Source organism: Pedobacter nutrimenti, assembly GCF_032678445.1.
Taxonomy (GTDB): Bacteria; Bacteroidota; Bacteroidia; order Sphingobacteriales; family Sphingobacteriaceae; genus Pedobacter; species Pedobacter nutrimenti_A.
Window position 1 is genome coordinate 250,615 of the sequence record NZ_JAVTSQ010000008.1, and the last position, 22,649, is coordinate 273,263.

Annotated in this window: 19 protein-coding genes; 11 read left to right on the forward strand and 8 right to left on the reverse strand. The window is 40.9% G+C overall.

Going from position 1 to position 22,649, the window contains the following annotated elements; translation table 11 throughout:
• The 3 genes from R2S08_RS16110 to R2S08_RS16120 all read left to right on the forward strand — a co-directional run bounded on the left by R2S08_RS16110 (position 1) and on the right by R2S08_RS16120 (position 2,276).
• Positions 1 to 1,011 carry an FAD:protein FMN transferase gene (locus R2S08_RS16110; RefSeq protein ID WP_316836115.1) on the forward strand — a complete coding sequence of 337 codons (1,011 nt, stop codon included), beginning with the start codon at positions 1 to 3 and terminating at the stop codon, positions 1,009 to 1,011.
• Positions 1,012 to 1,031: 20 nt separating this feature from the next.
• Positions 1,032 to 1,964: a hydroxypyruvate isomerase family protein gene (locus tag R2S08_RS16115; RefSeq protein ID WP_316836116.1), complete on the forward strand. Its 933-nt coding sequence runs from the start codon at positions 1,032 to 1,034 to the stop codon at positions 1,962 to 1,964.
• Positions 1,965 to 2,099: 135 nt separating this feature from the next.
• Positions 2,100 to 2,276 carry a histone H1 gene (locus R2S08_RS16120; RefSeq protein WP_108555437.1) on the forward strand — a complete coding sequence of 59 codons (177 nt, stop codon included), beginning with the start codon at positions 2,100 to 2,102 and terminating at the stop codon, positions 2,274 to 2,276.
• A 69-nt stretch (positions 2,277 to 2,345) separates the two neighbouring features.
• Here R2S08_RS16120 and R2S08_RS16125 read toward each other — a convergent pair whose 3' ends face one another.
• Positions 2,346 to 3,584 carry a TlpA disulfide reductase family protein gene (locus tag R2S08_RS16125; protein WP_316836117.1) on the reverse strand — a complete coding sequence of 413 codons (1,239 nt, stop codon included), beginning with the start codon at positions 3,582 to 3,584 and terminating at the stop codon, positions 2,346 to 2,348.
• A gap of 199 nt (positions 3,585 to 3,783) precedes the next feature.
• Here R2S08_RS16125 and R2S08_RS16130 point away from each other — a divergent pair, with 199 nt between their 5' ends.
• Positions 3,784 to 6,090, forward strand: coding sequence for a TonB-dependent receptor (locus tag R2S08_RS16130; protein ID WP_316836118.1), 2,307 nt, complete (start codon positions 3,784 to 3,786; stop codon positions 6,088 to 6,090).
• Positions 6,091 to 6,152: 62 nt separating this feature from the next.
• Here the strand turns inward: R2S08_RS16130 and R2S08_RS16135 are convergent, their stop codons facing one another.
• The 7 genes from R2S08_RS16135 to R2S08_RS16165 all read right to left on the reverse strand — a co-directional run bounded on the left by R2S08_RS16135 (position 6,153) and on the right by R2S08_RS16165 (position 13,794).
• Positions 6,153 to 6,377, reverse strand: a complete 225-nt coding sequence (locus tag R2S08_RS16135; RefSeq protein WP_133779554.1) for a CDGSH iron-sulfur domain-containing protein — start codon at positions 6,375 to 6,377, stop codon at positions 6,153 to 6,155.
• Positions 6,378 to 6,532: 155 nt separating this feature from the next.
• Positions 6,533 to 6,724, reverse strand: a complete 192-nt coding sequence (locus R2S08_RS16140; RefSeq protein WP_133779553.1) for a cold-shock protein — start codon at positions 6,722 to 6,724, stop codon at positions 6,533 to 6,535.
• A gap of 110 nt (positions 6,725 to 6,834) precedes the next feature.
• A complete protein-coding gene (locus tag R2S08_RS16145) occupies positions 6,835 to 7,284 on the reverse strand; it encodes a DUF4783 domain-containing protein (protein WP_316836119.1) in 450 nt (149 codons plus the stop codon).
• 169 nt (positions 7,285 to 7,453) lie between these two features.
• Positions 7,454 to 10,630 carry a multidrug efflux RND transporter permease subunit gene (locus R2S08_RS16150; RefSeq protein ID WP_316836120.1) on the reverse strand — a complete coding sequence of 1,059 codons (3,177 nt, stop codon included), beginning with the start codon at positions 10,628 to 10,630 and terminating at the stop codon, positions 7,454 to 7,456.
• A 23-nt stretch (positions 10,631 to 10,653) separates the two neighbouring features.
• Entirely contained in the window at positions 10,654 to 11,814 is a 1,161-nt protein-coding gene (locus R2S08_RS16155) for an efflux RND transporter periplasmic adaptor subunit (RefSeq protein ID WP_316836121.1), read from the reverse strand.
• Between the two features lie 8 nt (positions 11,815 to 11,822).
• A complete protein-coding gene (locus tag R2S08_RS16160) occupies positions 11,823 to 13,172 on the reverse strand; it encodes a TolC family protein (protein ID WP_316836122.1) in 1,350 nt (449 codons plus the stop codon).
• 40 nt (positions 13,173 to 13,212) lie between these two features.
• Positions 13,213 to 13,794, reverse strand: a complete 582-nt coding sequence (locus R2S08_RS16165) for a TetR/AcrR family transcriptional regulator (RefSeq protein WP_316836123.1) — start codon at positions 13,792 to 13,794, stop codon at positions 13,213 to 13,215.
• Between the two features lie 173 nt (positions 13,795 to 13,967).
• Between R2S08_RS16165 and R2S08_RS16170 the strand changes: the two genes are divergently transcribed.
• The 7 genes from R2S08_RS16170 (at position 13,968) to R2S08_RS16200 (ending at position 22,649) form a co-directional block, all read left to right on the forward strand.
• Positions 13,968 to 14,345 (forward strand): hypothetical protein, encoded by a 378-nt coding sequence (locus R2S08_RS16170; protein ID WP_316836124.1) that lies wholly within the window; start codon positions 13,968 to 13,970, stop codon positions 14,343 to 14,345.
• Between the two features lie 65 nt (positions 14,346 to 14,410).
• Positions 14,411 to 15,802 carry a TolC family protein gene (locus R2S08_RS16175; RefSeq protein ID WP_316836125.1) on the forward strand — a complete coding sequence of 464 codons (1,392 nt, stop codon included), beginning with the start codon at positions 14,411 to 14,413 and terminating at the stop codon, positions 15,800 to 15,802.
• A gap of 5 nt (positions 15,803 to 15,807) precedes the next feature.
• Positions 15,808 to 19,032: an efflux RND transporter permease subunit gene (locus R2S08_RS16180; protein WP_316836126.1), complete on the forward strand. Its 3,225-nt coding sequence runs from the start codon at positions 15,808 to 15,810 to the stop codon at positions 19,030 to 19,032.
• On the forward strand, positions 19,025 to 20,143 hold the full coding sequence (locus R2S08_RS16185) for an efflux RND transporter periplasmic adaptor subunit (RefSeq protein WP_316836127.1): 1,119 nt from the start codon (positions 19,025 to 19,027) through the stop codon (positions 20,141 to 20,143). The genes R2S08_RS16180 and R2S08_RS16185 overlap by 8 nt, the downstream gene beginning before the upstream one ends.
• 203 nt (positions 20,144 to 20,346) lie before the next feature.
• Positions 20,347 to 21,072 carry a superoxide dismutase gene (locus R2S08_RS16190; protein ID WP_316836128.1) on the forward strand — a complete coding sequence of 242 codons (726 nt, stop codon included), beginning with the start codon at positions 20,347 to 20,349 and terminating at the stop codon, positions 21,070 to 21,072.
• A gap of 196 nt (positions 21,073 to 21,268) precedes the next feature.
• The gene (locus R2S08_RS16195; protein WP_133779542.1) at positions 21,269 to 21,622 is read left to right on the forward strand and encodes a hypothetical protein; all 354 of its coding nucleotides are present in this window, start codon (positions 21,269 to 21,271) and stop codon (positions 21,620 to 21,622) included.
• Between the two features lie 7 nt (positions 21,623 to 21,629).
• Positions 21,630 to 22,649: a HAMP domain-containing sensor histidine kinase gene (locus R2S08_RS16200; RefSeq protein WP_316836129.1), complete on the forward strand. Its 1,020-nt coding sequence runs from the start codon at positions 21,630 to 21,632 to the stop codon at positions 22,647 to 22,649.

Consider the following 22,649-nt stretch of genomic DNA (forward strand, 5'->3'; position numbering starts at 1 on the left):
ATGGGTTATTTCCATAAAATAGTTCTACTATTTTTGCCCTTGCTGCTCTCTTTTCTATTTACGAAAAAAGAGCAGCAACTTTATAGTATACATGGGTATGCTCAGGGTACGGATTATTCTATTAAATATTTTGCAGACTCGGCCCTGATTGCAAAGGAGGGAGTGGACAGTATTTTAATGAAGATAGACTCATCCATGTCTCTGTACAAGCCCTATTCATTAATCAGCAAGTTTAATTCTTCAGAAAACGGAGTATCCCTTGATCCTCATTTTTTGGCAGTGATCAGGAAATCCTTTGAAATTTTTAAAGATACACAAGGTAAGTTCGATGTAACTGTGGCTCCCTTGGTTCAGGCATGGGGTTTTGGCCCAAAACCCATCAGTGTTTTCCCTGACTCTGCGGAGATTACGGAATTGTTGAAAAATGTTGGAATGGATTACCTGGAACTTAAAGGTAACAAACTTTTAAAAAGCAGACCAAACGTACATTTGGATTTGAATGGAATAGCCCAGGGATACAGCGTAGATGTAGTTGCAGATTATCTTGAAGGCAAGGGGATACATTGTTACATGGTAGAAATAGGCGGAGAGATCAGATTGAAAGGACGGAAACCAGATGGTACTGCGATGAAAATCGGTATTGAGGGTCCAGCACCAGACGGTATATCTGAACCTCAAATCAGGCATGTAATTAGCTTTACTGAAGGCGCTGTAACTACCTCAGGTAATTATAGGAAATTTATTAAATCAGGCAATAAAAAGATCTCTCATCTGGTCAATCCCAAAACGGGTTATCCATTGAACACTGAACTCATCAGTGTGACCATTTTTGCAAAAGATGCACTTACGGCAGATGGCTATGATAATGCAATTATGGCGATGGGACTTCATGAAGCCCTTACATTTATTGCCGCAAGAAAGAATATGGAAGCCTATATTATTTATCAGCGCAAAGACGGAGTAACAGCAGATACATTGACAACAGGTTTTAAAAAATTGATCATAAATTAATTCAATAGATAGGTTTTAAGATGAACAGAATTGAGTTTTTAAAAAATAGTGCAATTGCAACAGGTACACTTTTAACTGGTTCTGCCGTAAATGCGGTTGCAGAACCCATAAACTTATCCAGACATCCTGTTGCAACTGGCAAGACATTTAATCTTGACTACGCGCCTCATGAAGGGATGTTCGCACAACATGCCGGAAATAGTTTTTTAGATCAGATCAGGTATCTGTATGATATGGGATTCAGATCGATAGAAGACAATGGTTTTCTGGGGCGCTCAGAAACAGAACAATCCCAAATTGGAGAACTGCTGGCCAAACTGGGGATGCGAATGGGCGTATTTGTAGTGGATGGCGGTGATAATTGGAAAATTTCGCTAACCACAGGTAAAAAGGAGTTCAAAGACCATTTTGAAGAAACTTGCCGGCGAGCTGTGGAAGCTGCAAAAAGATGTAATGCGAAATGGCTTACCGTTGTACCTGGCTTTTATGAACGTAAATTACCTTACGGAATTCAGATGTCCAATGTGGTAGATGCGATGAGGGCAGGTGCAAAAATCTTTGAACCGCATGGTTTGATTATGGTGCTTGAAACATTGAGCGATACACCAGAACTTTTTTTGCAGCATACCCATGAGACTTATAGTGTGTGTAAAGCCGTCAACAGCCCCTCTTGCAAAATCCTTTTTGATATTTACCATATGCAACGGAATGAAGGAGACCTAATCGTTAATCTCGACAGGTGCTGGGAGGAGATTGCCTATATACAAATAGGAGATAATCCGGGGAGAAAAGAACCTGGTACCGGCGAAATCAATTACAAAAATATATTCAAACACCTTTATCAGAAGGGCTATAAAGGCGTCATGGGAATGGAACATGGCATTTCCATAAAAGGGAAAGAAGGGGAGATGCGTTTAATTCAAGCCTACAGAGAAGCAGATAATTTCTTGTAATACCTGGAATATATCTGACACTGATTTCGCAGTAACCATAAGAATTTAAATAAAATTCGCAGAACAGATAAAAAATATTTAGATTAGGGTTAACCTAAAAAGAATCAATTGATTGTTTACTTATAAAACTAGATTATGCAAAAATTTAATGAGCTCAAAGAACTGCTAACTTCTGCTGAAAAGGAAGCTGTTGCATTTTACGAAAAGGGAAATAAAGCTGCAGGAACAAGACTGCGCAACGCCCTTCAGCAAAGTAAGGCACTGGCCCAGGATATTCGCCAGGAAGTAACTGCTAAAAAGAATGCTAAATAACAGTACCCACTGTTTTATACATAAAAAGCCCGGTCAAAACGCCGGGCTTTTTATGTAGCTGTTTATAAATTATTCAGCAACTAATTTATCTATTTCTGCATTGAATTCTTTCACATATTCTGTATAATATTTTCCTGTTGCAGGTCCATTATAGCCTGTATATATCTTGGCAACATTACCTTTTTTGTCTATAAATATGGTTGTTGGAAAGGAAAGGAAGCTGTTTAAAGCAGGTAAAGACTCAGACACACTTTTTGGATCGGCAGTCCCGGCAATCACCTGATCATACTCAATATCAAATCTATCCTTAAAACGACTCAATACTTTTTTGACATAGGCAGGTTCTGTTGTTCTTTCATAATGAAGTCCAATTGCTTCAACACCACGACCTTTATTCTTTTTGAACCACGGCGCTAAAAATGAGGCTTCATCCATACAATTAGGACACCAGCTGCCGGTAATGGTTAGGATAACTACTTTACCTTTATATTTTTCATCTTTTAAAGAGACTTGTTTACCATTAAGGTCCGGAAAACTGAAATCCAATGTTTTATAACCATCTTTTAAGTAAGTTAGTGAATACGCATCTGCGAGCGTTGCCTTATCATTTCTTGTTCCGCTAAATGTCTGTTTTCCACTAACACCGACCAGACCACTGATAGCACCATTTGCCAAAATAGTTCCTTCGTAATAACCAACACCAGAACCTATAAAAGTTGATAAGTAGAATTTGTTTCCGTCAACAACACCGTCAAGAAATCTGGAATCTCCTGTAGATTTTAAGAAAGTTCCGTTAAGTTTCGTTCCATTTTGGGAAAATAAACCAACAGATTTAGTTTCTTTTCCCAACTGGTCTTTAAATACAACTTCGTAAGTACCCGTCAGATTAGCTGCCGGTTTTTCTTTAGGCTCTGCAAACCTGTACTTCTTCCCGAACTCAGCGCTTACAGGAGTTGCCCCCGAACCATTTTGCTTTCTTAGGACACCTTCAAGACTATTATTGCCAATTTTTAATGCAAGTTCATTATCAAACTGGTCCAGGTAGATAAATAAAGAGTCTTTGACCTGTTTCAACCTGTTGATTTCGAAACGTTCCTTTCCATTGATCAAATAAATTTTTGCATCTGCTGCAGTTTTTCCTTTGACTTCGAAATTAAAAGGGACTTCTTTACTGTTGTTCAGCAGGAAAGCACCTCTCCAGAAACCCTCTTGGATAAATTTTGATGGTGGTTGCGCAAAGGAAAACAACGAAGCTAAGCTGGAGACGATGGTCAGACTTGCGGCTGTGGTGATGGTTTTGAAGTTCATAAAGGCAAAGATATTGAAAAGATTAATACTATAGAGTTAGTGGTTTATTTTGACTTTAGGATGTTCTAAAGAATTAATCTAAATAATCATATATTATTTAGACTTGATATAAATAATATGATATCTTTGCCGCCATTAATTCACACATTACATTATTTATTTGATGAAATATCTATACTGCATTCTACTGACATGCTTAATGTCAGGATTTTCTATTTGCGCTGCTCAAACTACAGGGAGTATTTCCGGAAAGATTACGTTGATAGATGGAAGTCCATTTAGCTCTGTTTCTGTAACGCTAATTGAAAATCATAGAGCTACTTTAACAGATGCAGGAGGAAATTATACCTTTAACAACCTGCTTCCGGGAAGGTATACCATTAGAATTCAAATTCTCGGGGCAAAAGAAAAAGACCTGGAAGTTATTGTCAATGCGGATAAAGTAACTGAAGCCAACTATCACCTTACAAAAGAAAATGTTCAGGCCCTACAGGAGGTAACCATTACCAGTGCGGCCAATAAGTTCTCCAAAAAAGAGAGTGTATATGCTGCACGCCTTCCGCTGAAGAATCTGGAAAACCCACAAGTATATACCACCGTTCCAAAAGAAGTTATACAGGAGCAGATTGCGATAGATCTTGGTGAAATTGCTAAAAATGTTCCAGGAGCTGGCATTCCAATGCTGGCCAACCAGGGTAGGGTCACATTTCGTTCCCGGGGTTTTGAGACTGAGCCTATGGTAAGAAATGGGGTTGCAGGTTTTGCCTACACAGCAATAGATCCGGCAAATCTGGAACGCATCGAAGCTATTAAAGGACCTTCTGCAACATTATTTGGCACTAACTTATCCAGTTACGGCGGGTTATATAACAGAGTAACCAAAAAGCCTTATAATGGTTTTGGTGGAGAATTGTCTTTATTCAGTGGCAGCCGGGACTATAACCGACTGGCATTTGATGTGAATACACCCGTTAATGCAGATAAAACGGTTCTGTTCCGTTTAAATGGTGCAACAACATTCGATAAAAGCTTTCAGGACCTGGGTTTTACCAATAGCATAAGTTTAGCACCTAGTTTTTCTTATCAGATTACCGATAAACTTTCTATGCTGTTTGATGTGGAATTTGGACAGGCCAAAGGAACTTCAGTGGTCCGGTTTAATCCCTATATGCCAAAAATAGGGGTAACCAGATCCATCGAAACGATGAATGTACCTTACAATCGTCTGTTTGGTAGTAATGACCTTACCTATCAGACCCAAATGCTAAATCTTTTTACACAGTTCAATTACAAAATATCTGAAGAATGGACTTCTCAAACGATCATTTCCAGATCAAGAACATCTATCAATGGCTATATATCAGCTTTGAACCAGAAAACAGATTCTACCTTAGCTGCAAATATTATGAGGGGCTATACCGCCTTTATCGCCACGGATTTACAACAGAACTTTACGGGAGACTTCATGATCGGTTCTCACCGCAATCGTTTGGTTCTCGGCCTGGATTATTATAATAATGCAAATAGCTTCGACAGATTGACCATTACAGGACCATTGGTCGATTATACCAAACCAACCATTACTCAAATTAACCGGGCAACCATTGATGCTTTGGCAGCTTCCGGCGCTACACGTTCGGAAAGCAATGGAGACAACAGTTACGCTGTATATGCTTCCAATGTGTTTAATGTTACAGACAGATTACTTGCTATGCTTAGCCTTCGTCTGGATCGTTATTTTAATTTAGGCGTTACTCCTGTAAATACAGGCGTTGCAACCGGAGCATACAATCAAACCGCATTATCCCCAAAACTGGGTTTGGTCTATCAACTGCTGAAGGACCGTGTTTCCGTATTCGGAAACTATATGAATGGTTTCACCAATAAACCCGGATCAGATTTTAATGGTAACTCCTTTAAGCCGGAGCAGGCAAATCAATTGGAAACAGGTATTAAAGCAGATATTTTTGATCATAAACTTGTCGGAACGATAAGTTATTATGACATCAGAGTGAAAAATATAACCAGAGATGACCCTGATCATGCTAATTTTTCCCTTCAGGATGCTTCACAAAAAAGTCAGGGTATAGAGTTTGAACTAACAGCAAGTCCCTTTGCTGGTTTTAATATTATCGCCGGCTATGCCTATAATGATAGTAAGTATACCAATGCAGCCTCTTCGATTAATGGGTTAAGGCCTGCTTTATCGGGTCCGGCAAATACCATTAACTTTTGGATGAGTTACCAGGTACCGGAAGGAAAGATGAAGGGATTTGGGGCAGGTTTTGGTGGAAACCATGGAAGTGCATCCTTCCAAACCAATACGACCACCAATAAAGTAATCATACCCGCATATACCATGCTCGATGCGACTTTGTTCTATGATCAGCGCCGTTTTCGTATAGGATTTAAGGTTGATAACCTGACCAGTGAAAAGGCATGGTCCGTACGTTTAACACCTCAGGCTCCTGCCAGGGTGATCGGGAATCTTATTTTCAGATTTTAAAATCAACAGTCTTTTTAAAAAGAAAAACCGCTGAATCATTTCAGCGGCTTTCATTTAAATTTCTAGTTCTTTTTTGGTGGAAGATCAAAGGCAATGGCTTCATGCTCGAAATGTCCATTGTGCGCGCCATCACAGAATGGCTTATTTTTTGAAAGACCGCAGCGGCAAATAGATAAAACAGTTCTGCCCTCAAGGCCATACGTATTTCCGTTTCTATCTACGATCTCAAAATCGCCTTCTATTTTCACTGATCCGTTATTGTTAATGGTTAATTTAGTTTTTGACATGTGTGCTATTTGTTTAGCTGCAAAACTATAACAATCATACGGTGTATTAGAAATGGATTACAATTTAGAAACATTCCTTAAAACAAAAATATTGGGTATATAAAAAAAAGCATCCATGAATATGGATGCTTTTTTCGATTTATAAAATAAGTTGATTAAGCGATCTTAACATTGATTGCGTTTAATCCTTTTTTACCTTGCTCTACATCGTAGCTAACAGAATCATTTTCACGAATGTTATCTATTAAACCTGAAGAATGAACAAAGATTTCGCTATCACCATTTGCTGGTACGATAAATCCAAAACCTTTTGACTCATTGAAAAATTTTACTGTTCCTTGTTGCATTATATTGTATTTAAATATTCTCAAATGTACTATTAATTATTTGAATATCAATTAAATAATATTGTTATTCATCAGAATAGCCATTTAGGAGCTCCAGAGGGTGCTTTTGTTTACTTGTTTTCAAACCTCAATTCGCTGATTACAAAAGAACCACCCTTTTTCTGAAGGAAAAAGGAGGTACGGAAAGTTCCTCCTGAGGTAACAAGGTTGCCGGCAGCAAAGCGCGAACCACCACCTTCGCCCTGGTGGATAATATCAAAAGATTTAACCTTGTTTTTCGCAAAAAACTCCAGTAATATACTTTCTGCCTTTGATTTATTATAAGAATCGGATTTTCCTGCGATGTTCAATTCAACTGTAGCATCAAAGTAAGCGGCAAGATCCTTCGCATTTCCATTTTTAAGAGCCGCAACAACATCCTCAAATGGACCAGGACCAGCAATTGCTGCTCTGGAGTTTGAGCCGGCAATAGAAACTAAAAAAGTGACCAATAAAATCATATACCTCATTCCCGCACTTATTTTGAAATCCAGTATTTTTTGGCCTGCTAATGCTTTCATAAGAAAAGAATAAAATAGTGAGATGTATTTTACAGATTCGAAAATTAGTTATACTAATATGCGAAAATAAATTGTGACAGCCTAATTTTACGCCCACTGTTCGCTTAAAATAAAGACAGGCCACCTTTATGGGGTGGCCTGTCTTTATTTGTTTATGATCTATTTAAAATTAATCGTCAGCATGTAGGGTGTCTTTGTGCTCTTCAGGTTTGTAATTGGCTTGTAGTTCAGCCAGTTTCTTTTTACCATAAGCCAGCTTGGTGATCAGTACAAACAATACCGGAACAATAAACAAAGCCAGTATGGTCGCAGAAAGCATCCCCCCAGCCACTGTCCAGCCAATTGTTTGACGGGATACCGCACCCGCACCTGTAGAAATCATCAAAGGAACAACACCAAGGATAAAAGCCATGGAAGTCATTACAATTGGTCTTAACCTCAGTTTAACGGCTTCAAGTGTTGCTGCAATGAGTTCCATACCCCAATCTACCCGTTCCTTGGCAAATTCGACAATCAGGATCGCGTTTTTGGCTGATAATCCGATAAGGGTGATCAAACCAACCTGCGCATAAACGTTATTGTCCAGTTTAGGAAGGAAAGTCAGTGCCAGGATAGCACCAAATAAGCCCAATGGAACCGCCAACAGGATAGAGAAAGGTACAGACCAGCTTTCATACAATGCCGCCAATAAAAGAAATACAAAAACAACAACAAGTCCGAAAACCATCATTGTACTGTTTCCTGCCTCGGTTTCCTCCAAACTTAATCCCGAGAAATCATATCCATAGTTTGAAGGAAGGGTTTGTGCCGCAACCTCTTTAAGCGCCTTAAGTGCGTCTCCTGAACTATATCCGGGTTTGGCAGCACCACTAACTTCTATTGATCGGAATAGATTATAGTGATTAATAATAGACGCATTTTCTATGGTTTTGTAAGAAACCATAGAAGAGAGAGGAACAGATACCCCGCTGGAATTGGTGACATATAACTGTCCAAGATTTTCAATTTTAGCCCGGTAATTGGTATCGGCTTGTGTTACTACCCGGAAGTTCCTGCCGTATTTTGTGAAGTCATTGATATAACTACTTCCCAGATAGGCGGAAATTGTACTGTAAATCGAACCAACGGAAACCCCCATTTTCTTCGCCATTTCACGGTTCACATTCACTTTGTAATTGGGTGTCCTGGCGTTGAAAAGGGTATAGGCCATACCAATTTCCGGCCTTTGATTAACTGCAGCAAGAAACTTGCCCACATTCGCCTCAAACGCTTTAATGTCTCCGGTTTGTTTCTCCTCTATTTCCATGGTAAAACCTCCGCTAATCCCTAATCCAGGAATTGGAGGCGGTGCAACCACGAGTACATAACCATCCCTGTCTCCGGCAAAATCTGCAGAAACACTTGCCATAATCGCATTCACATCTCTCTTACGCTCATCCCAGTTTTTCAGCTGGACGAAGAAAGTGGCTGCATTGGATTTAAATGACCGGTTCAAAATATTTAACCCGCCAATTGAAGCAATATTTTTTACCTCCGGATACTTTTTCATCACGTCATCAGTGATTCTTTTAATAAAGGCACTTGTCCTGACAGCAGAAGCACCTTCAGGAAGAGACACCCCCATGATGAAAATACCCGCGTCCTCATTTGGAATAAATCCAGATGGTTTTTTAGAAAACAATCCAACCGTTCCAACATAAAGACAAGCCAAAATGACCATCACCAGCGGCGCTTTTTTTAAGGCTTTTTTTACCCCGTTGGAATAACTATGTGTTACATTGGCAAACCAGGTGTTAAACTTATAAAAGAATTTATTTAATCCTCTGGAGTCTTTATCCAGCTTCATCGGTTTCAACAGAAGAGAACACAAAGCAGGGGTAAGGGAGAGGGCAATAAAGGCAGAAAGCAATACAGAAACAGCAATTGTAATCGCAAATTGCTGATACAATTGTCCCACCATTCCCGGAAGGAAACCTACCGGAATAAACACCGCTGCAAGAATCAGTGCAATTGCGATTACCGGAGCGGTAATATCTTTCATTGCTTTTCGTGTCGCCTCAGGAGCTGAAAGTCCTTCATGATCGATATAATGCTGGACAGCCTCCACCACTACAATCGCATCATCCACTACAATACCAATGGCCAATACGAAACCAAACATCGTCAATACGTTAATCGAAAAGCCAAAGAAAGTAAAGAAGATGAATGTACCAATAATCGACACAGGAATAGCAAGTACAGGGATTAAGGTAGCCCTCCAGCTTTGAAGAAATAGGAATACCACAATGGTTACCAGAATAAGGGCTTCAAAAAGGGTATGAACAACTTCACTGATCGATACTTTTACAACGGTAACAGTTTCATATGGTACGGTATAGTCCAGATCCTTAGGGAAAGATTTCTTCAGTTCTTCCAGAGCTTTATCAATACCTTCTGCCGTTTGTACAGCATTTCCACCCGGACTTTGATTGATGGCGAGCAACGAGGCTTTTTTACCATTTACTTTGGAATTTATCGCATAACTAAACTCACCAAGTTCTACTCTTGCCACATCTTTAAGGTAAACAGGAGAACCGTCTTTTCCTGTTTTAATAATGATGTTTCTAAATTGATCTTCCGAATTCAGGTCACCATCAAGGATAACTGAAAATTCGAAAGTCTGATAGTTTTGTTGTGGTGCTCCACCAACACTTCCGCCCGGAACCCTTACATTCTGTTCCTGAATTGCTGCAGAAACATCTGCCGGGGTTAAGCCAAGTCTGGCCAGTTTGTTGGCATCCAGCCATACCCGCATACTGAAGGGTTGACCAAATACCTGCACATCCCCAACACCTTTGATCCGGAGCAAAGCATCCTTAACGTAAAGGTTGATGTAATTGGAAATGAATTTTTCATCATAAGTGCCATTTGGCGAATATAAGCCAACAACCATCAGGATATCGCTGTTGGCCTTTTTTGTAGTAACCCCTAAACGCCTAACGGCTTCAGGCAAGGCAGGTTCTGCAATCCCCACGCGGTTCTGTACATCCAGTGCTGCAACATCAATATTGGTACCTACATCAAAAGTAACAGTGATGGAAGATTGTCCGTCAGAAGTACTGTTGGAAGACAGGTATTTCATACCAGGGGTACCGTTGATCTGGCTCTCTATAGGAGTGGTTACTGTTTGCTCCACAGTTTGTGCATCAGCTCCTGTATAAGTGCCTGAAACGGTAACCGTTGGAGGAGCGATACTTGGATACTGGCTAATTGGCAGTGTTCGCATAACGATGACACCAATTACAACTATTAATATGGATATGACGATGGCCGTAACCGGGCGCTTGATAAATACTTCTGAAATCATAATGTCTGAAATTCTTTTAAAAACTATTTCTTAGCTCCAGCTGCAGGCTGTTGTCCATTTGCTTCAGCTGCAGAAACCTCTTTAACGACTGCACCTGGTCTGACATTCTGTACGCCTTCTACCACAATTACTTCGCCGCTCTTCAATCCATCAGTGATGACCACGTTTTGCTCAAATTGTTTTCCAAGCTTAACAATCCTCGGCACCGCTTTGCTGCTGTCTCCAACCACCATCACATTGTATTGACCCAACATCTCACTAACCGCTTTGAATGGAATAACAAGTTGATGTTGAGGTGCTTTATTCAGTGCATTTAGGTTTACGGTCATACCTGCAAATAATTTGTTGGTTTCATTTGGATAACTAATCCTCACTTTGATGGTACCCGTAGCCGGATCAACCGCTCTGTCAATCGCCACGATATGTCCCTGACGTTTGTAAATACTGCCATCAGGAAGCTGCACACTGAAAAGTGAATCTTTCACGGCCTGAGGATTTTTCTTCATCTGCTCAAATCTCGGAATCTCCTCCTGACCAACAGCGATATCAACCGCGATAGGATTGTTGGTGGATACAGTATTTAAAAGAGTTGTTCCCGGAGAAACCAGTGCACCCAATTTTACCTGAGAAATTCCGATTGTTCCATTTAGCGGCGAAATAATGATAGAACGCTGCAAATCATTTGCTGCAGACGACACATTGGCCTGAGCAGCTGTTACCTGCGATTCTGCATTAGCAAGATCTGTTAATGCATAATCCACACGTTGTTTTGCAACCGCATCCTGCTGAGCCAGTTTAGTGTAGCGGTCGGCATCTTTTTTTGTTTTATCGCGGTTAGCTTTAGCTACTGCCAGATCTGCTTTTGCGCTATTATAAGCGGCAATATATTTTGTCCGATCTACCTCGTAAAGTTTCTGTCCTTTATTTACTTTTTGTCCGTCTTTAACATAGATTGCTGTAATATAACCGCCCACCTGTGCCCGGAGCTCTACTTCATTGAGCGCAACCACTACACCAGGATAAGTATCTGTCGTGGTTACTGGTTGATCAGCCACTTTATAAGTTGTTACAGGTACAGCAGGAGGGGGGCCTTGCTGTTGAGGAGCCTTATTGCCACCACAAGAGGCAAGAGAAAGAGAACCAAGAATAACGATGCCAAGTTGTATGTAGTTAAATGTCTTCATTTGAGTGCTTATTGGTTTACGGTAATTGTTCCTAGTGATTGTTGTACGTCCAGTTTAGAGGAAAGTAAACTGTACAATGCATTTAAATAGTTGAGCTGAGCTGTGCGCAGATCTGTTTCCGAAGTCATCAGATCCAAATAGGTCTTGATTCCCTCGTCATACTGCAATTTAATAGTATTATATACCTGTCTTGAAATGTCTACGTTCGATCCCGCGGTTTTCCAGTCATTCAGGTTTGCTTTATAAGTAGCCATGGCTTGCTGATACTGCGTATTGATCTGGTTTTTGGCATTTAGCAAATCAAGATCAATCCTTTTTTCCTGCAATTGCGACTTTTTGATCTCCTGCGTACGTTTAGTACCTTGGAAGATCGGCAGTTTTAAAGTCAGGCCGAAAACGGAACTCGGAAAATTTCTGTCATAGAGGTTGCTGAAATTGTCATTCAGATAATTCCAGTTGTAATTTACAGAACCAGCAATTGTTGGTAAGTAAGCCCATTTGTTATAACTGGTGTTCAGATGTTGCAATTGCTTTTGGGTTTGCAGCAAACGGTATTCGATCCGGTTTTCATAGACAGACTGCTGGGTAGTGTCCAGGACAATCTCTCTTTCCATACTGCTGGCATCGAAATTTAAGCTCAATTCTTTCTCCGTTCCATAACCAATCAGTTCACGGAGATAAGCATATTTATACTTCATCAGCTCTTCTGTTCTTTTCTTATCGGCCTTAGAGTTACTTAAGCTGATCTGGGCGCGCTGGTAGTCTGTTTTATCTACCAGTCCGACATCGTACTGAGCTTTTGCATCTTTCAGTTGTTTTTCCAGCCGGGCAATGTTCTCATTAATGATATTGAGTTGTTCTTTACTCGTTAGAATATCATAAAAAGCCTTACTTACTTCTACAACAGTTGTAATCTTGGTGTTTTCCGTATTCTGTTTGTATTGTTGCCTATAGAACTTCGCTGCCTTTGAAGCCTGTATCAAACCGGCATTCAGAAATTGCTGGTCGGCCTGTAAGGTGAGTGCTGAAGTATGCTTAGAACCAAAGGTAATGTAGGAGGTCTGACCGTTTATGGTCAATGCATTGACTTGCTGTTTCAGGTTGTCATTATAATTCGCACTACCACTAATTTGAGGCAGCCAGCCAGAGAGCGCAGACTTAATATCTCTTTCCCCAATTTCTTCGTCAATCAAAGACTGCTTGACACCTGGCTTATTCACCAGAGCATAACTGATCACTTCCTGTAGTGAGGCATTGTTGAGCTGTTTATCATTGTTTGCAGTTTGCCCATAGAGAAGAGAAGGGAGTGCCAGAGGCAAACTGTAAACCAGCATTAAAACTAATTTGTTTATTTTCATAGTTAAAAATTGGAATTGAGTGCAGATGAGATCATATTAATTATTGTCTTTTAATTCCGTCCCAGACGATCTGAATTACGGTGTTTATGTCTTCTTCGGAGTACACCATATGCTCTGATAATCTGAAACTTGCAGCAGCAACTAACGTGCCCCGAATTGTAGGGCCGAGCAGGCGTGGGTCTATATCTTTAAAATAATTGGATTGAATGCCAAGTTCAAAAAAGGGGATGATTTTATTGGCGAATAAATCACTCTCTCTTTCGGGATAATTTTTGGCAAAAGGAGAATTGATGTATTGTTCTAAGAACAGCATCGAAGATTCATTCTCTACATAAAAATTATAGTTATTCCTCATAAACCTAAAAAAACGGTCCTTATAAGACAGAGTTTCATCATCGCCTTTTAACATGGCTTCAGACAACCTTTCTTTGGTCCGGATATAAAGCTCTATAATCAGGGTTTCCTTGGAATCAAAGTAATGGTAGATCGTCCCTGCAGCAACATTTGCGTTTTTTGCAATCTGACTCATGGGGGCACCGTGAAATCCATGCGATTTTACCAGCTCTAATGTGCTGTTCAGGATGGCGTCTCTTTTGCTATTATTTTCTAATTGAACGTTCATTCGGTCACAAAGGAAAATATAATATCCTTAATTTAAGGATTTAAAATCACTAATGACAAAATAATGATATTAATTTTTCGGGAAAGCGGGCAACGTAACAATTCTATGACCTGTTTGAACTTTGAATTATAATGTTAATTTTTGTATCCTCTATAAGGCATTGCGTCTAAACTATGAGCCTATCTAAGTATATCAAGATTCTATTTATCCTTGCTGGTATTTTACTAAGTGTAAAGCCTATTATTGGCTTTAGTATTAGTGATCATATACGCGCTGCAGATGAAAATGGAATTTTTTTGATGCAAAAGCTCTTCAATAAACGTAAACAGGAATATGCAGAAGAAATGTGTACGGAGGCTACAGATGCGGTTTTTCGTTTACCTGACCTTCCTGAATATCTTTTTACAACAATCTGGTCCTTATTATCTTTTCTCTTTCCATTAAAGGGACTGGCTGAATCCGGCACAACACAGCGTGCTATCCGGCACCTCATGTCCAGTTTGCTGCCGAACCGGGAAGTTTACATCTCTTATAGAAAACTGATCATATAATATTCCTTTTTTTTCAGGAACTACTATTTAACTGATCCGTTCGTTTCATCTTATTTCAAATATTTATGTATACCTATAAGAGGGCAGCGCTATTGTGCTGCTTACTCCTCAATGCGTTACAAGTTTGTGCGCAGCAAAGCAGGCCTGTCCTGCACTTGCAAGACCTGTTAGATCAAATCTCTGTAAGATCACCTGAGCTGATCTCTGATTCTGCTTCCGTGCAGATTCGTCGGTCAATGGCACAGCAAACGAGCTACAACTGGCTTCCGTCGCTCAAATTGAATTATCAAACAGATATAGGAAGCAATAACAATGTTGCCGGGCCATATGTGGGCTTTGGCATTGTTCCTTCCAATTCCAGAGGGGTGAGAACCGAAAGCAATACCAACGCGGTTTTGGGAGACCTTGGAATTGCAGCACTAGAATGGGAAATTTATAATTTTGGAGGTTATCGTGCCCAGAATGAAGTCGCTGCTTCTGAAGTTAAGGTAGAGGAGAACCGGTTTAGAGTATCAAAATTTGAACTCCAGAATTTCGGAATTGATGCTTATCTTAAACTATACCACTTTCAGAATATGCTGGCCATTCAGCAGAAAAATATAGACCGCAGCCTGGAAATCAGGCAATCTATACAGGCCTTGGCCCGAAGCGGATTGCGGGCTGGGGTAGATACCAGTATTGCCGAAGCTGAGCTGTCTAAATCCAGGCTCAATAAAATTGAATTAAGTGATCAATATGGCCAGCTTCAGCTGCAATTGGCTGCTGTCAGCGGCCTGAAATCTTCGTATATCATCCCAGATTCCACGATCGCAGCCAACCTGATCAGGCATGCCTCCGTGTTGGGGCCTCTGGGTCCGGATACCATAGGTCATCCAGGGCTTCAGTACTACAGATCGCTTTACCAAAACAGCCTGGAGAAAGAGAAACTGGTCAAAAAGAACTATGCACCAAAAATCATGTTAGAAGCGGCCGCCTGGGGCAGAGGTTCCAGTGTCGATGCAAACGATCATTTTGGTAGTCTTGGAGAAGGGATGGGGATAGACCGGAGTAATTATCTGGTCGGTATAGGAATTACTTATAATCTCTTTGATATTAAACATAAGCAATTGCAGCTCCATACCCAGAAACTGGCATCCGATTTTGCCTTGAAGAAATTAAAGGCACAACAGGTCCTTTTGGAAAGCAGTTCAGATCAAGCCTCGCTCGAATTTAATACCGCCTTGCAAAGGCTCCGGGAAATCCCACATCAGCTGCATGCTGCAGAGGCCGCTTACCGTCAGAAACTGTCCCTGTACAAAAGTGGTCTGTCAGATATTATCGAGCTCAATACCGCTCTAAGCCTGCTCTACAGAGCGGAAACAGACTATGCTACAGCAAAATATACTTTTTGCCGTGCACTCTTTCAAAGATCGGTGGCCCAAAATAAAGTGGATACATTTTTAAAATCTTTAAACTAGATACTATGTCTATGGTTACCACGGCTTTAAAAAAGCCGGTTACAACAGTTGTTATCACCTTAAGTCTGCTCCTTTTTGCAGTACTTTCTGCTATTAAGATACCTATCGATATCTTTCCACAGCTCAATCTTCCAACCATTTACGTGATAGAGTCCTACGGAGGAATGTCCGCGCAGCAAATGGAAGGATTCTTTTCAACCCGACTTCAAGACCAGTTTCTATATGTAAATGGTGTAAAAAACATTACGAGTAAAAACATACAGGGGCTAACCATGCTTAAACTTAGTTTTTATGAAAACACCAATATGGCAGAAGCCTCGGCGCAGGTGGCACTCCAGGTTAACCGGGCCATGAAATTCTTCCCGCCAGGAGCCCTGCCACCCCAGGTTGTACGTTTTGATGCTTCCTCTTTACCGGTGGGACAATTGGTTCTTTCCGGAAAATCGAGAAGTCTGAAAGAAATCTACGATATGGCAGCTACCCGCATCCGGCCTATGTTTGCCGCAGTACCCGGACTTTCTGCTCCTCCACCTTTTGGGGCAAATTCCCGCTCTGTTACAGTGAATTTAGACCCCAATAAACTCAGAAGCTATAATCTAACACCGGATGAAGTTGTAGAGGCCCTGGCCAAGTTTAACGTGATGTCTCCCTCAGGTAATCTCCGCATCAACAATACCATGTTCGTAACCTCAATGAACTCTCTTGTGAAACACGTGGACGAATTTGGAGATATTCCCATAACCACCAAAAATGGTGTTTCTGTATTGGTTAAAGATGTTGCACGGGTGGCAGATGCTGCAGATGTAACCGTAGATTATGCACTCATTAACGGTAAACGTTCCGTATATATCCCCGTGGTTAAAACAGCCGATGCCTCAACCTGGGAGGTCGTCAAAGCGCTAAAAGCTAAAATTCCGGAAATGCAGAGCTTACTTCCTGGCGATGTAAAAATATCCTATGAATTTGACCAATCGGTTTTTGTTGTTAACGCGGTCAAAAGTTTGATAAGTGAGGGCGCATTGGGTGCCTTACTTACCGGGCTTATGGTTCTTCTGTTCCTTAGAGACTGGAGGAGCAGCCTGATCGTTGTGATCACTATACCTGTTTCTATACTTATAGGGGTGTTGTTACTCAGTCTCTTTGGTCAAACGATTAATATTATGACTTTAAGTGGTCTGGCGCTGGCCATTGGCATTCTTGTAGATCAGGCCACGGTAACCATAGAGAATATTCACCAGCATTTGGAAATGGGGAAGGGTAAGCGGCAGGCTATTTACGATGCCTGTGAAGAAATCGCTTTCCCTTTATTATTGATCCTGCTTTGTATCCTCGCTGTTTTTGCGCCGTCATTCCTTATGAATGGCGTTCCCAAAGCCATGTTCCTCCCGTTGTCCCTCTCTATTGGACTAACCATGATCGTGTCCTTTATTATTGCCCAGACCGTTGTGCCGATCCTGAGCAACTGGATGATCAAGGCTGAGCGCTACCAACATTATGATCATCAAAACCTTCATGCCCATGCGGGAGAGGCTCTGGACAGCGTAGAGAGAGAACAAGTTAAAGAACACCTGATACAGGAACAGCAAGACCCAAAACACAATGATCTTTTTGAACGGGTAAAGCTGAAATATATGGACATCATTAAAAGCTGGATGAGCAAAAAGAAACTGATCATTCCGGCCTATCTGATACTGGTTCTGGGCCTGGCTGCCGCTGGATTTATCTATATCGGTAAAGATATGATGCCAAAGGTCAACAATGGCCAGTTTCAGATTCGCATTAAGGCACCCGATGGGACCCGGCTTGAACGAACAGAAGATAAATTTAAGCAAGTACTACAAATTATAGATGCCACCGTAAACCACCATGTGGCCATCAGCTCAGGTTATGTAGGAATTATTCCTAGCAGTTACGGCACAAGTAATCTGTACATCTTTAATACAGGTACGCATGAAGCGGTTTTACAGGTAAACCTCGATGAACAGTATCAGGTGAATATGGACGAATTAAAAGACGCATTGCGTAAAAACATTCGCCAGGCTATACCAGATCTGAGGATAACCTTTGAGCCTATTGATATGACAGAAAAGATCATGAGCCAGGGCGCAGCAACGCCAATAGAAGTTAGGGTCGCAGGTAAAGACATGCAGGAAATTGAGCGTTTTGCAGGTCGCGTAACAGATCAGTTGCGTAAAATACCTTACCTGCGTGATATTCAGATCGTCCAGCCTTTAAAAGTACCGGTAGTTTCCATAACCCTTGATCGTTTAAAGGCGGCGCAAATGGGATTGAATGTACAAGATATTGCCCGTTCAGTTACGGCAAGTACATCTTCCAGCCGTTTCACAGAAAAAAACCAATGGTTAGACGAAAAAGCGGCTTATACCTATCAGGTGCAAGTTCAGGTTCCCGAATATGTGATGGACACCATGGAAGAACTTCGGGAAGTTCCTCTGGTTAAGGGCCAAAGCAGTCCTGTTCTTGGAGATATCGCCTCTTTTAAAGTCATTTATACACCTGGCGAATATGACCGTACAGGGCCACGACGCTTTTTAACAGTAAGTGCCAATATTTACAAACAAGATTTGGGAACCGCTACTGCAGATGTTACAAAAGCATTAAATTCCCTGGGGAAACCGCCAAAAGGCCTGTTAGCTGAGGTCAAAGGGATGTCCAGTTTGTTGTCTGAAACGCTGTCAAGTCTTCAAAGCGGTCTTCTTTTCGCCATTTTGGTGATCTTTCTGCTACTGGCCGCCAATTATCAGTCATTCAAATTATCTTTAACCGTACTCTCCACTGTTCCGGCCGTAATATTAGGGTCGTTGGCAGCCCTGTTTCTCACAGGATCCACCCTTAATCTGCAATCCTATATGGGAATGATCATGTCTACCGGTGTATCTGTTGCCAACGCCATTCTTATTGTCACCAATGCAGAAAAACTTCGTCTGGACTACAGAGATTCCTCAAGAGCAGCAGTGATCAGTGCTTCTATAAGACTGAGGCCAATTCTGATGACCAGTCTGGCGATGATGGCCGGTATGATCCCTATGGCTTCTGGAATGGGAGAAGCGGGAGAGCAGACCGCCCCTTTGGGAAGAGCTGTTATTGGAGGATTATTTGCCTCAACTCTTGCCGCCTTATTTATCCTTCCCCAGGTATTTGCCTGGATGCAGGAAAAAAGTACGTATCAATCACCTTCACTAATGCCAGAAAATACAACACATGAATAATCCATCCAGAACAATCCGCTACAGGAACAATCAGGTCTTTAGTCTCCTGTTTGTTCCTATATTACTTATTATTTCCTCCTGCAATCATGGAGAAAAGCCAATTTTGATCCATCATAAAGCGAAGAAGAACGCCGGTTACGAATTGGGCGTACTCAAAGAAAAAAATATGTCCAGTTCTGTGCGTTTACCCGGGCAACTGAAGCCATTTGAAGAGGTTTCAGTATTTGCGCGGGCCAATGGATTCGTAAAGGAGGTTTATGCCGACCGGGGTTCGGTTGTCAAAAAAGGACAAGTGCTGCTCACCCTTGAAGCGCCGGAAATGGAATCTCAACTGGAATCAGCACGGTCAAAATATTTGCAAGCCAAAGAAATCTCACTGGCAAGTCAGGATAAATACAATCGTTTAAAGCAGGCCGACAAAGAGCCAGGAGCAGTATCTAGACTTGATCTTGACAATGCGTTTTCCAAGATGAAAGGTGATTTGGCTATCGCAAATTCAGAACAATCCAATGTCGCCTCTGTAAAGCATATGCAGCAATATCTTATTATCACGGCACCATTTGACGGAGTCATTACCCAAAGGAATGTATCTCCCGGGGCATTGGCAGGGCCAGGTAAGGGGGGAGAAGCTCCGCTTTTTCAGTTGCAACATTTACAGAAACTTCGGCTGGAAGTATATATTCCGGAAGCCTATGTCGATAAAGTTGACCTGAAAAAACAAGTTTCCTTGTTGTTTACTGCAATACCAGGTAAAACCTATAAGGCCTTGATCAGCCGGTCTGCAAACGCATTAAACAACAGCACGCGCTCAGAAGCTATCGAGGTAGATATCAACAATCAAGACGGACAGCTAAAACCGGGGATGTTTGCAGAAGTTGAAATTCCATTGTTATCCGGTGCTAAAGCCTTAATGGTACCCAACCATGCGATTGTAAGATCCACTGAGCGGGAGTATATTATAAAAGTGGAACATGGAAAGGCCTTGATGGTTGATATAAAGGAAGGCTTAAGCGCAGCAGATTCTACAGAAATATTTGGAAACATTCAACCTGGAGACCAAATTTTGCTGCAGGGTAGTGATGAGATAAAGAACGGGACACAGGTAAAATAGACGACCAGGCAATAGTCTACTATTTTGATAGACTATTGCCTGGCTTTTATTATATTTGTGACCAGTCAGTAATAAGTAGGTGATCATTCATCAGTTAAGCGTCATAATCAGTAAATTAAAAACATAAAGCGATCATTTGAAATTATTAAATTAGGACGGATGACCAGCATAAGAATATTTTTAAATCCTGTAAATTAAGAATTATGGAAAATAATGAACGAAGAGATTTTCTAAAAAGCTCCCTCAAAATGTCTTTGGGCGTAGCAGCTTTATCTACATTAAATGTTATTCCAGCTTTTGCAAAAGACCTTGCCGAGGAAAACCGGCAGGGTTTTGTGTTTTCTCAGGTAAAGCTTCCGTATGCTTATGCTGCGCTGGAACCGCATATCGATGCTCTGACTATGGAAATACACTATACCAAGCACCATGCTGCCTATATTAAAAATGTAAACGAAGCTATCCAGGCCGATCATCTGAATTTTAAAGACGAATATGACTTTTTCTCCAAGGCATCTACCTTATCTCCAAAAGCAAGAAACAATGGCGGGGGTGCCTGGAACCATAATTTCTTCTGGGAATCCATGCAGGCATCTGGCCCAGTTGCTCCTTCCGGGAAATTAAAGGCAGCAATCGAGAAGTCTTTTCAGTCTGTTGATCAGTTCAAAGAGAAATTTTCTCAAGCTGCGTTAACCCGTTTTGGATCGGGGTGGGCCTGGCTCATCCATAATAACGGCGTACTCAGCATTACCTCAACCGCCAATCAGGATAATCCGCTTATGGATAATGCCATTGAAAAAGGTACGCCTTTGCTGGCCCTAGATGTTTGGGAACATGCCTATTACCTGAAATATCAAAATAAAAGAAATGAATATATAGCTTCCTGGTGGAATATTGTAGATTGGAATGCCGTAAATAAGCGATTTGTGTAGTCAAGGGCTGATTTTATTGTTTTTTTGTCAAAAAAAGCACAGTTTAATGCTGTGCTTTCATTTTATTGGTTGTTTACCATATGTTTACAACGCTATACGATAAATAAAATAATTACATTTGCTGTAGCATGATTTAATATTTTGTAAAAACAGAATTGCCGATTAAGCATATTGTCATTTACCATTGGGACTTGTTATGAACGAAAGAAATGTTAAATATTCAATCAATATCAATTTTGAGGAAATCAAACTTCCTCCTTTCCAGGATATCCTGATTGTTGGCAAAAATTGTGTTCAGGGAAAGATTGGGCTAAGTAAATCCTTTGAAATGCTATTGCCTAATGGTTTTCTTAGTGTAGAAGTAGAAGATGAACGTGTAGAAACCGTTTTTATCAATAAACACATTTTGAAGAAAATGCCGGTGGAAAAAGTGTTGCATATCTTAACCAAAAATGTTTTCCCCTTCGTTTCAGATGGTGAGCTGATTCGTGTTGACTTTAAAATTAATATTTCTATTGAAAACATTGAAATCAACAACATATTAGAATAATAAGATAATGATCGCTCCATTTATTAGAAACGAATTCCTGACTGTCAATGCCTTTGATGGCATTTATGAAGTAAAACATAAAATCATTTCAAGTGGGGGAGCAGTAGTGATGATGGAAGACGAGCCAATAGGTTTGATTAATGCAAATGACCTCTTGTCTAAAACACATCACCTGGTGGTGGATTGTTTGTCTCAGAAACCTGAACTACAGAGAAATACAAGGATAGCCGATGCACTGAAAATTATGCTGGATACCCGTTCTGATGTATTGCCCGTCTATGAAGATAGTAAACTGATCGGTGTTCTTCATAAGGCCGATATGACCAATCACCTGGTTGAATCCCTGGAAAAGCACAAACAAGATTTACAGGCAGTAGTCCATGATTTAAAAACGCCGATTTCTAATATTATGGGTATAGTAGGGATTTTGGAAGAAATGCTGGAAGACCCCGATCACACAGAAATACTTTCTATGGCTAAAACAGCTTGTACCAACGCGCACAATCTTGTTCATGAACTGCTCAGACCACCAAGCCATAAGCAATTGGCTGTACAAGGTGATTTTTTTGAACTCAGGGGGCTTCTGGAAATTTGTGCGAATGATTTTCAGGTCAGCTTGCAGAAAAAAAACATCAATCTGAGTGTTATACTCCCTGAAGAAGGAAAATACAGCTATGGACACGCCATCGCAGTTCGAAGGGCTATAGATAACATCTTAAATAACGCAATTAAGTTTACCAGAGAATATGGCCGTATTGAACTTCATGCGGTTATAGATGGCCCTTATTGCAAGGTGAGTATTTCTGATAACGGCGTAGGTATACCCGAAAAAATGAAACCCCTGCTTTTTGAGAAATTTACAGCTGCAAAAAGAGAGGGAACTATAGGAGAGTCAACAACAGGAATGGGACTGCACATTACGATGAACATCTGCGAACAATATGGTATTGAACTCGATTTCGAGAGTGAAGAAGGCCGGGGAACGAATTTTCACCTCCGCTTCAGGCTCACTGACCATTTTTCCTGA

Bases quoted from the DNA above. Each gene is read 5' to 3' on its own strand.
- R2S08_RS16110 (WP_316836115.1), top strand. From the start codon at position 1: ATGGGTTATTTCCATAAAATAGTTCTACTATTTTTGCCCTTGCTGCTC.
- R2S08_RS16115 (WP_316836116.1), top strand. From the start codon at position 1,032: ATGAACAGAATTGAGTTTTTAAAAAATAGTGCAATTGCAACAGGTACA.
- R2S08_RS16120 (WP_108555437.1), top strand. From the start codon at position 2,100: ATGCAAAAATTTAATGAGCTCAAAGAACTGCTAACTTCTGCTGAAAAG.
- R2S08_RS16125 (WP_316836117.1), bottom strand. From the start codon at position 3,584: ATGAACTTCAAAACCATCACCACAGCCGCAAGTCTGACCATCGTCTCC.
- R2S08_RS16130 (WP_316836118.1), top strand. From the start codon at position 3,784: ATGTCAGGATTTTCTATTTGCGCTGCTCAAACTACAGGGAGTATTTCC.
- R2S08_RS16135 (WP_133779554.1), bottom strand. From the start codon at position 6,377: ATGTCAAAAACTAAATTAACCATTAACAATAACGGATCAGTGAAAATA.
- R2S08_RS16140 (WP_133779553.1), bottom strand. From the start codon at position 6,724: ATGCAACAAGGAACAGTAAAATTTTTCAATGAGTCAAAAGGTTTTGGA.
- R2S08_RS16145 (WP_316836119.1), bottom strand. From the start codon at position 7,284: ATGAAAGCATTAGCAGGCCAAAAAATACTGGATTTCAAAATAAGTGCG.
- R2S08_RS16150 (WP_316836120.1), bottom strand. From the start codon at position 10,630: ATGATTTCAGAAGTATTTATCAAGCGCCCGGTTACGGCCATCGTCATA.
- R2S08_RS16155 (WP_316836121.1), bottom strand. From the start codon at position 11,814: ATGAAGACATTTAACTACATACAACTTGGCATCGTTATTCTTGGTTCT.
- R2S08_RS16160 (WP_316836122.1), bottom strand. From the start codon at position 13,172: ATGAAAATAAACAAATTAGTTTTAATGCTGGTTTACAGTTTGCCTCTG.
- R2S08_RS16165 (WP_316836123.1), bottom strand. From the start codon at position 13,794: ATGAACGTTCAATTAGAAAATAATAGCAAAAGAGACGCCATCCTGAAC.
- R2S08_RS16170 (WP_316836124.1), top strand. From the start codon at position 13,968: ATGAGCCTATCTAAGTATATCAAGATTCTATTTATCCTTGCTGGTATT.
- R2S08_RS16175 (WP_316836125.1), top strand. From the start codon at position 14,411: ATGTATACCTATAAGAGGGCAGCGCTATTGTGCTGCTTACTCCTCAAT.
- R2S08_RS16180 (WP_316836126.1), top strand. From the start codon at position 15,808: ATGTCTATGGTTACCACGGCTTTAAAAAAGCCGGTTACAACAGTTGTT.
- R2S08_RS16185 (WP_316836127.1), top strand. From the start codon at position 19,025: ATGAATAATCCATCCAGAACAATCCGCTACAGGAACAATCAGGTCTTT.
- R2S08_RS16190 (WP_316836128.1), top strand. From the start codon at position 20,347: ATGGAAAATAATGAACGAAGAGATTTTCTAAAAAGCTCCCTCAAAATG.
- R2S08_RS16195 (WP_133779542.1), top strand. From the start codon at position 21,269: ATGAACGAAAGAAATGTTAAATATTCAATCAATATCAATTTTGAGGAA.
- R2S08_RS16200 (WP_316836129.1), top strand. From the start codon at position 21,630: ATGATCGCTCCATTTATTAGAAACGAATTCCTGACTGTCAATGCCTTT.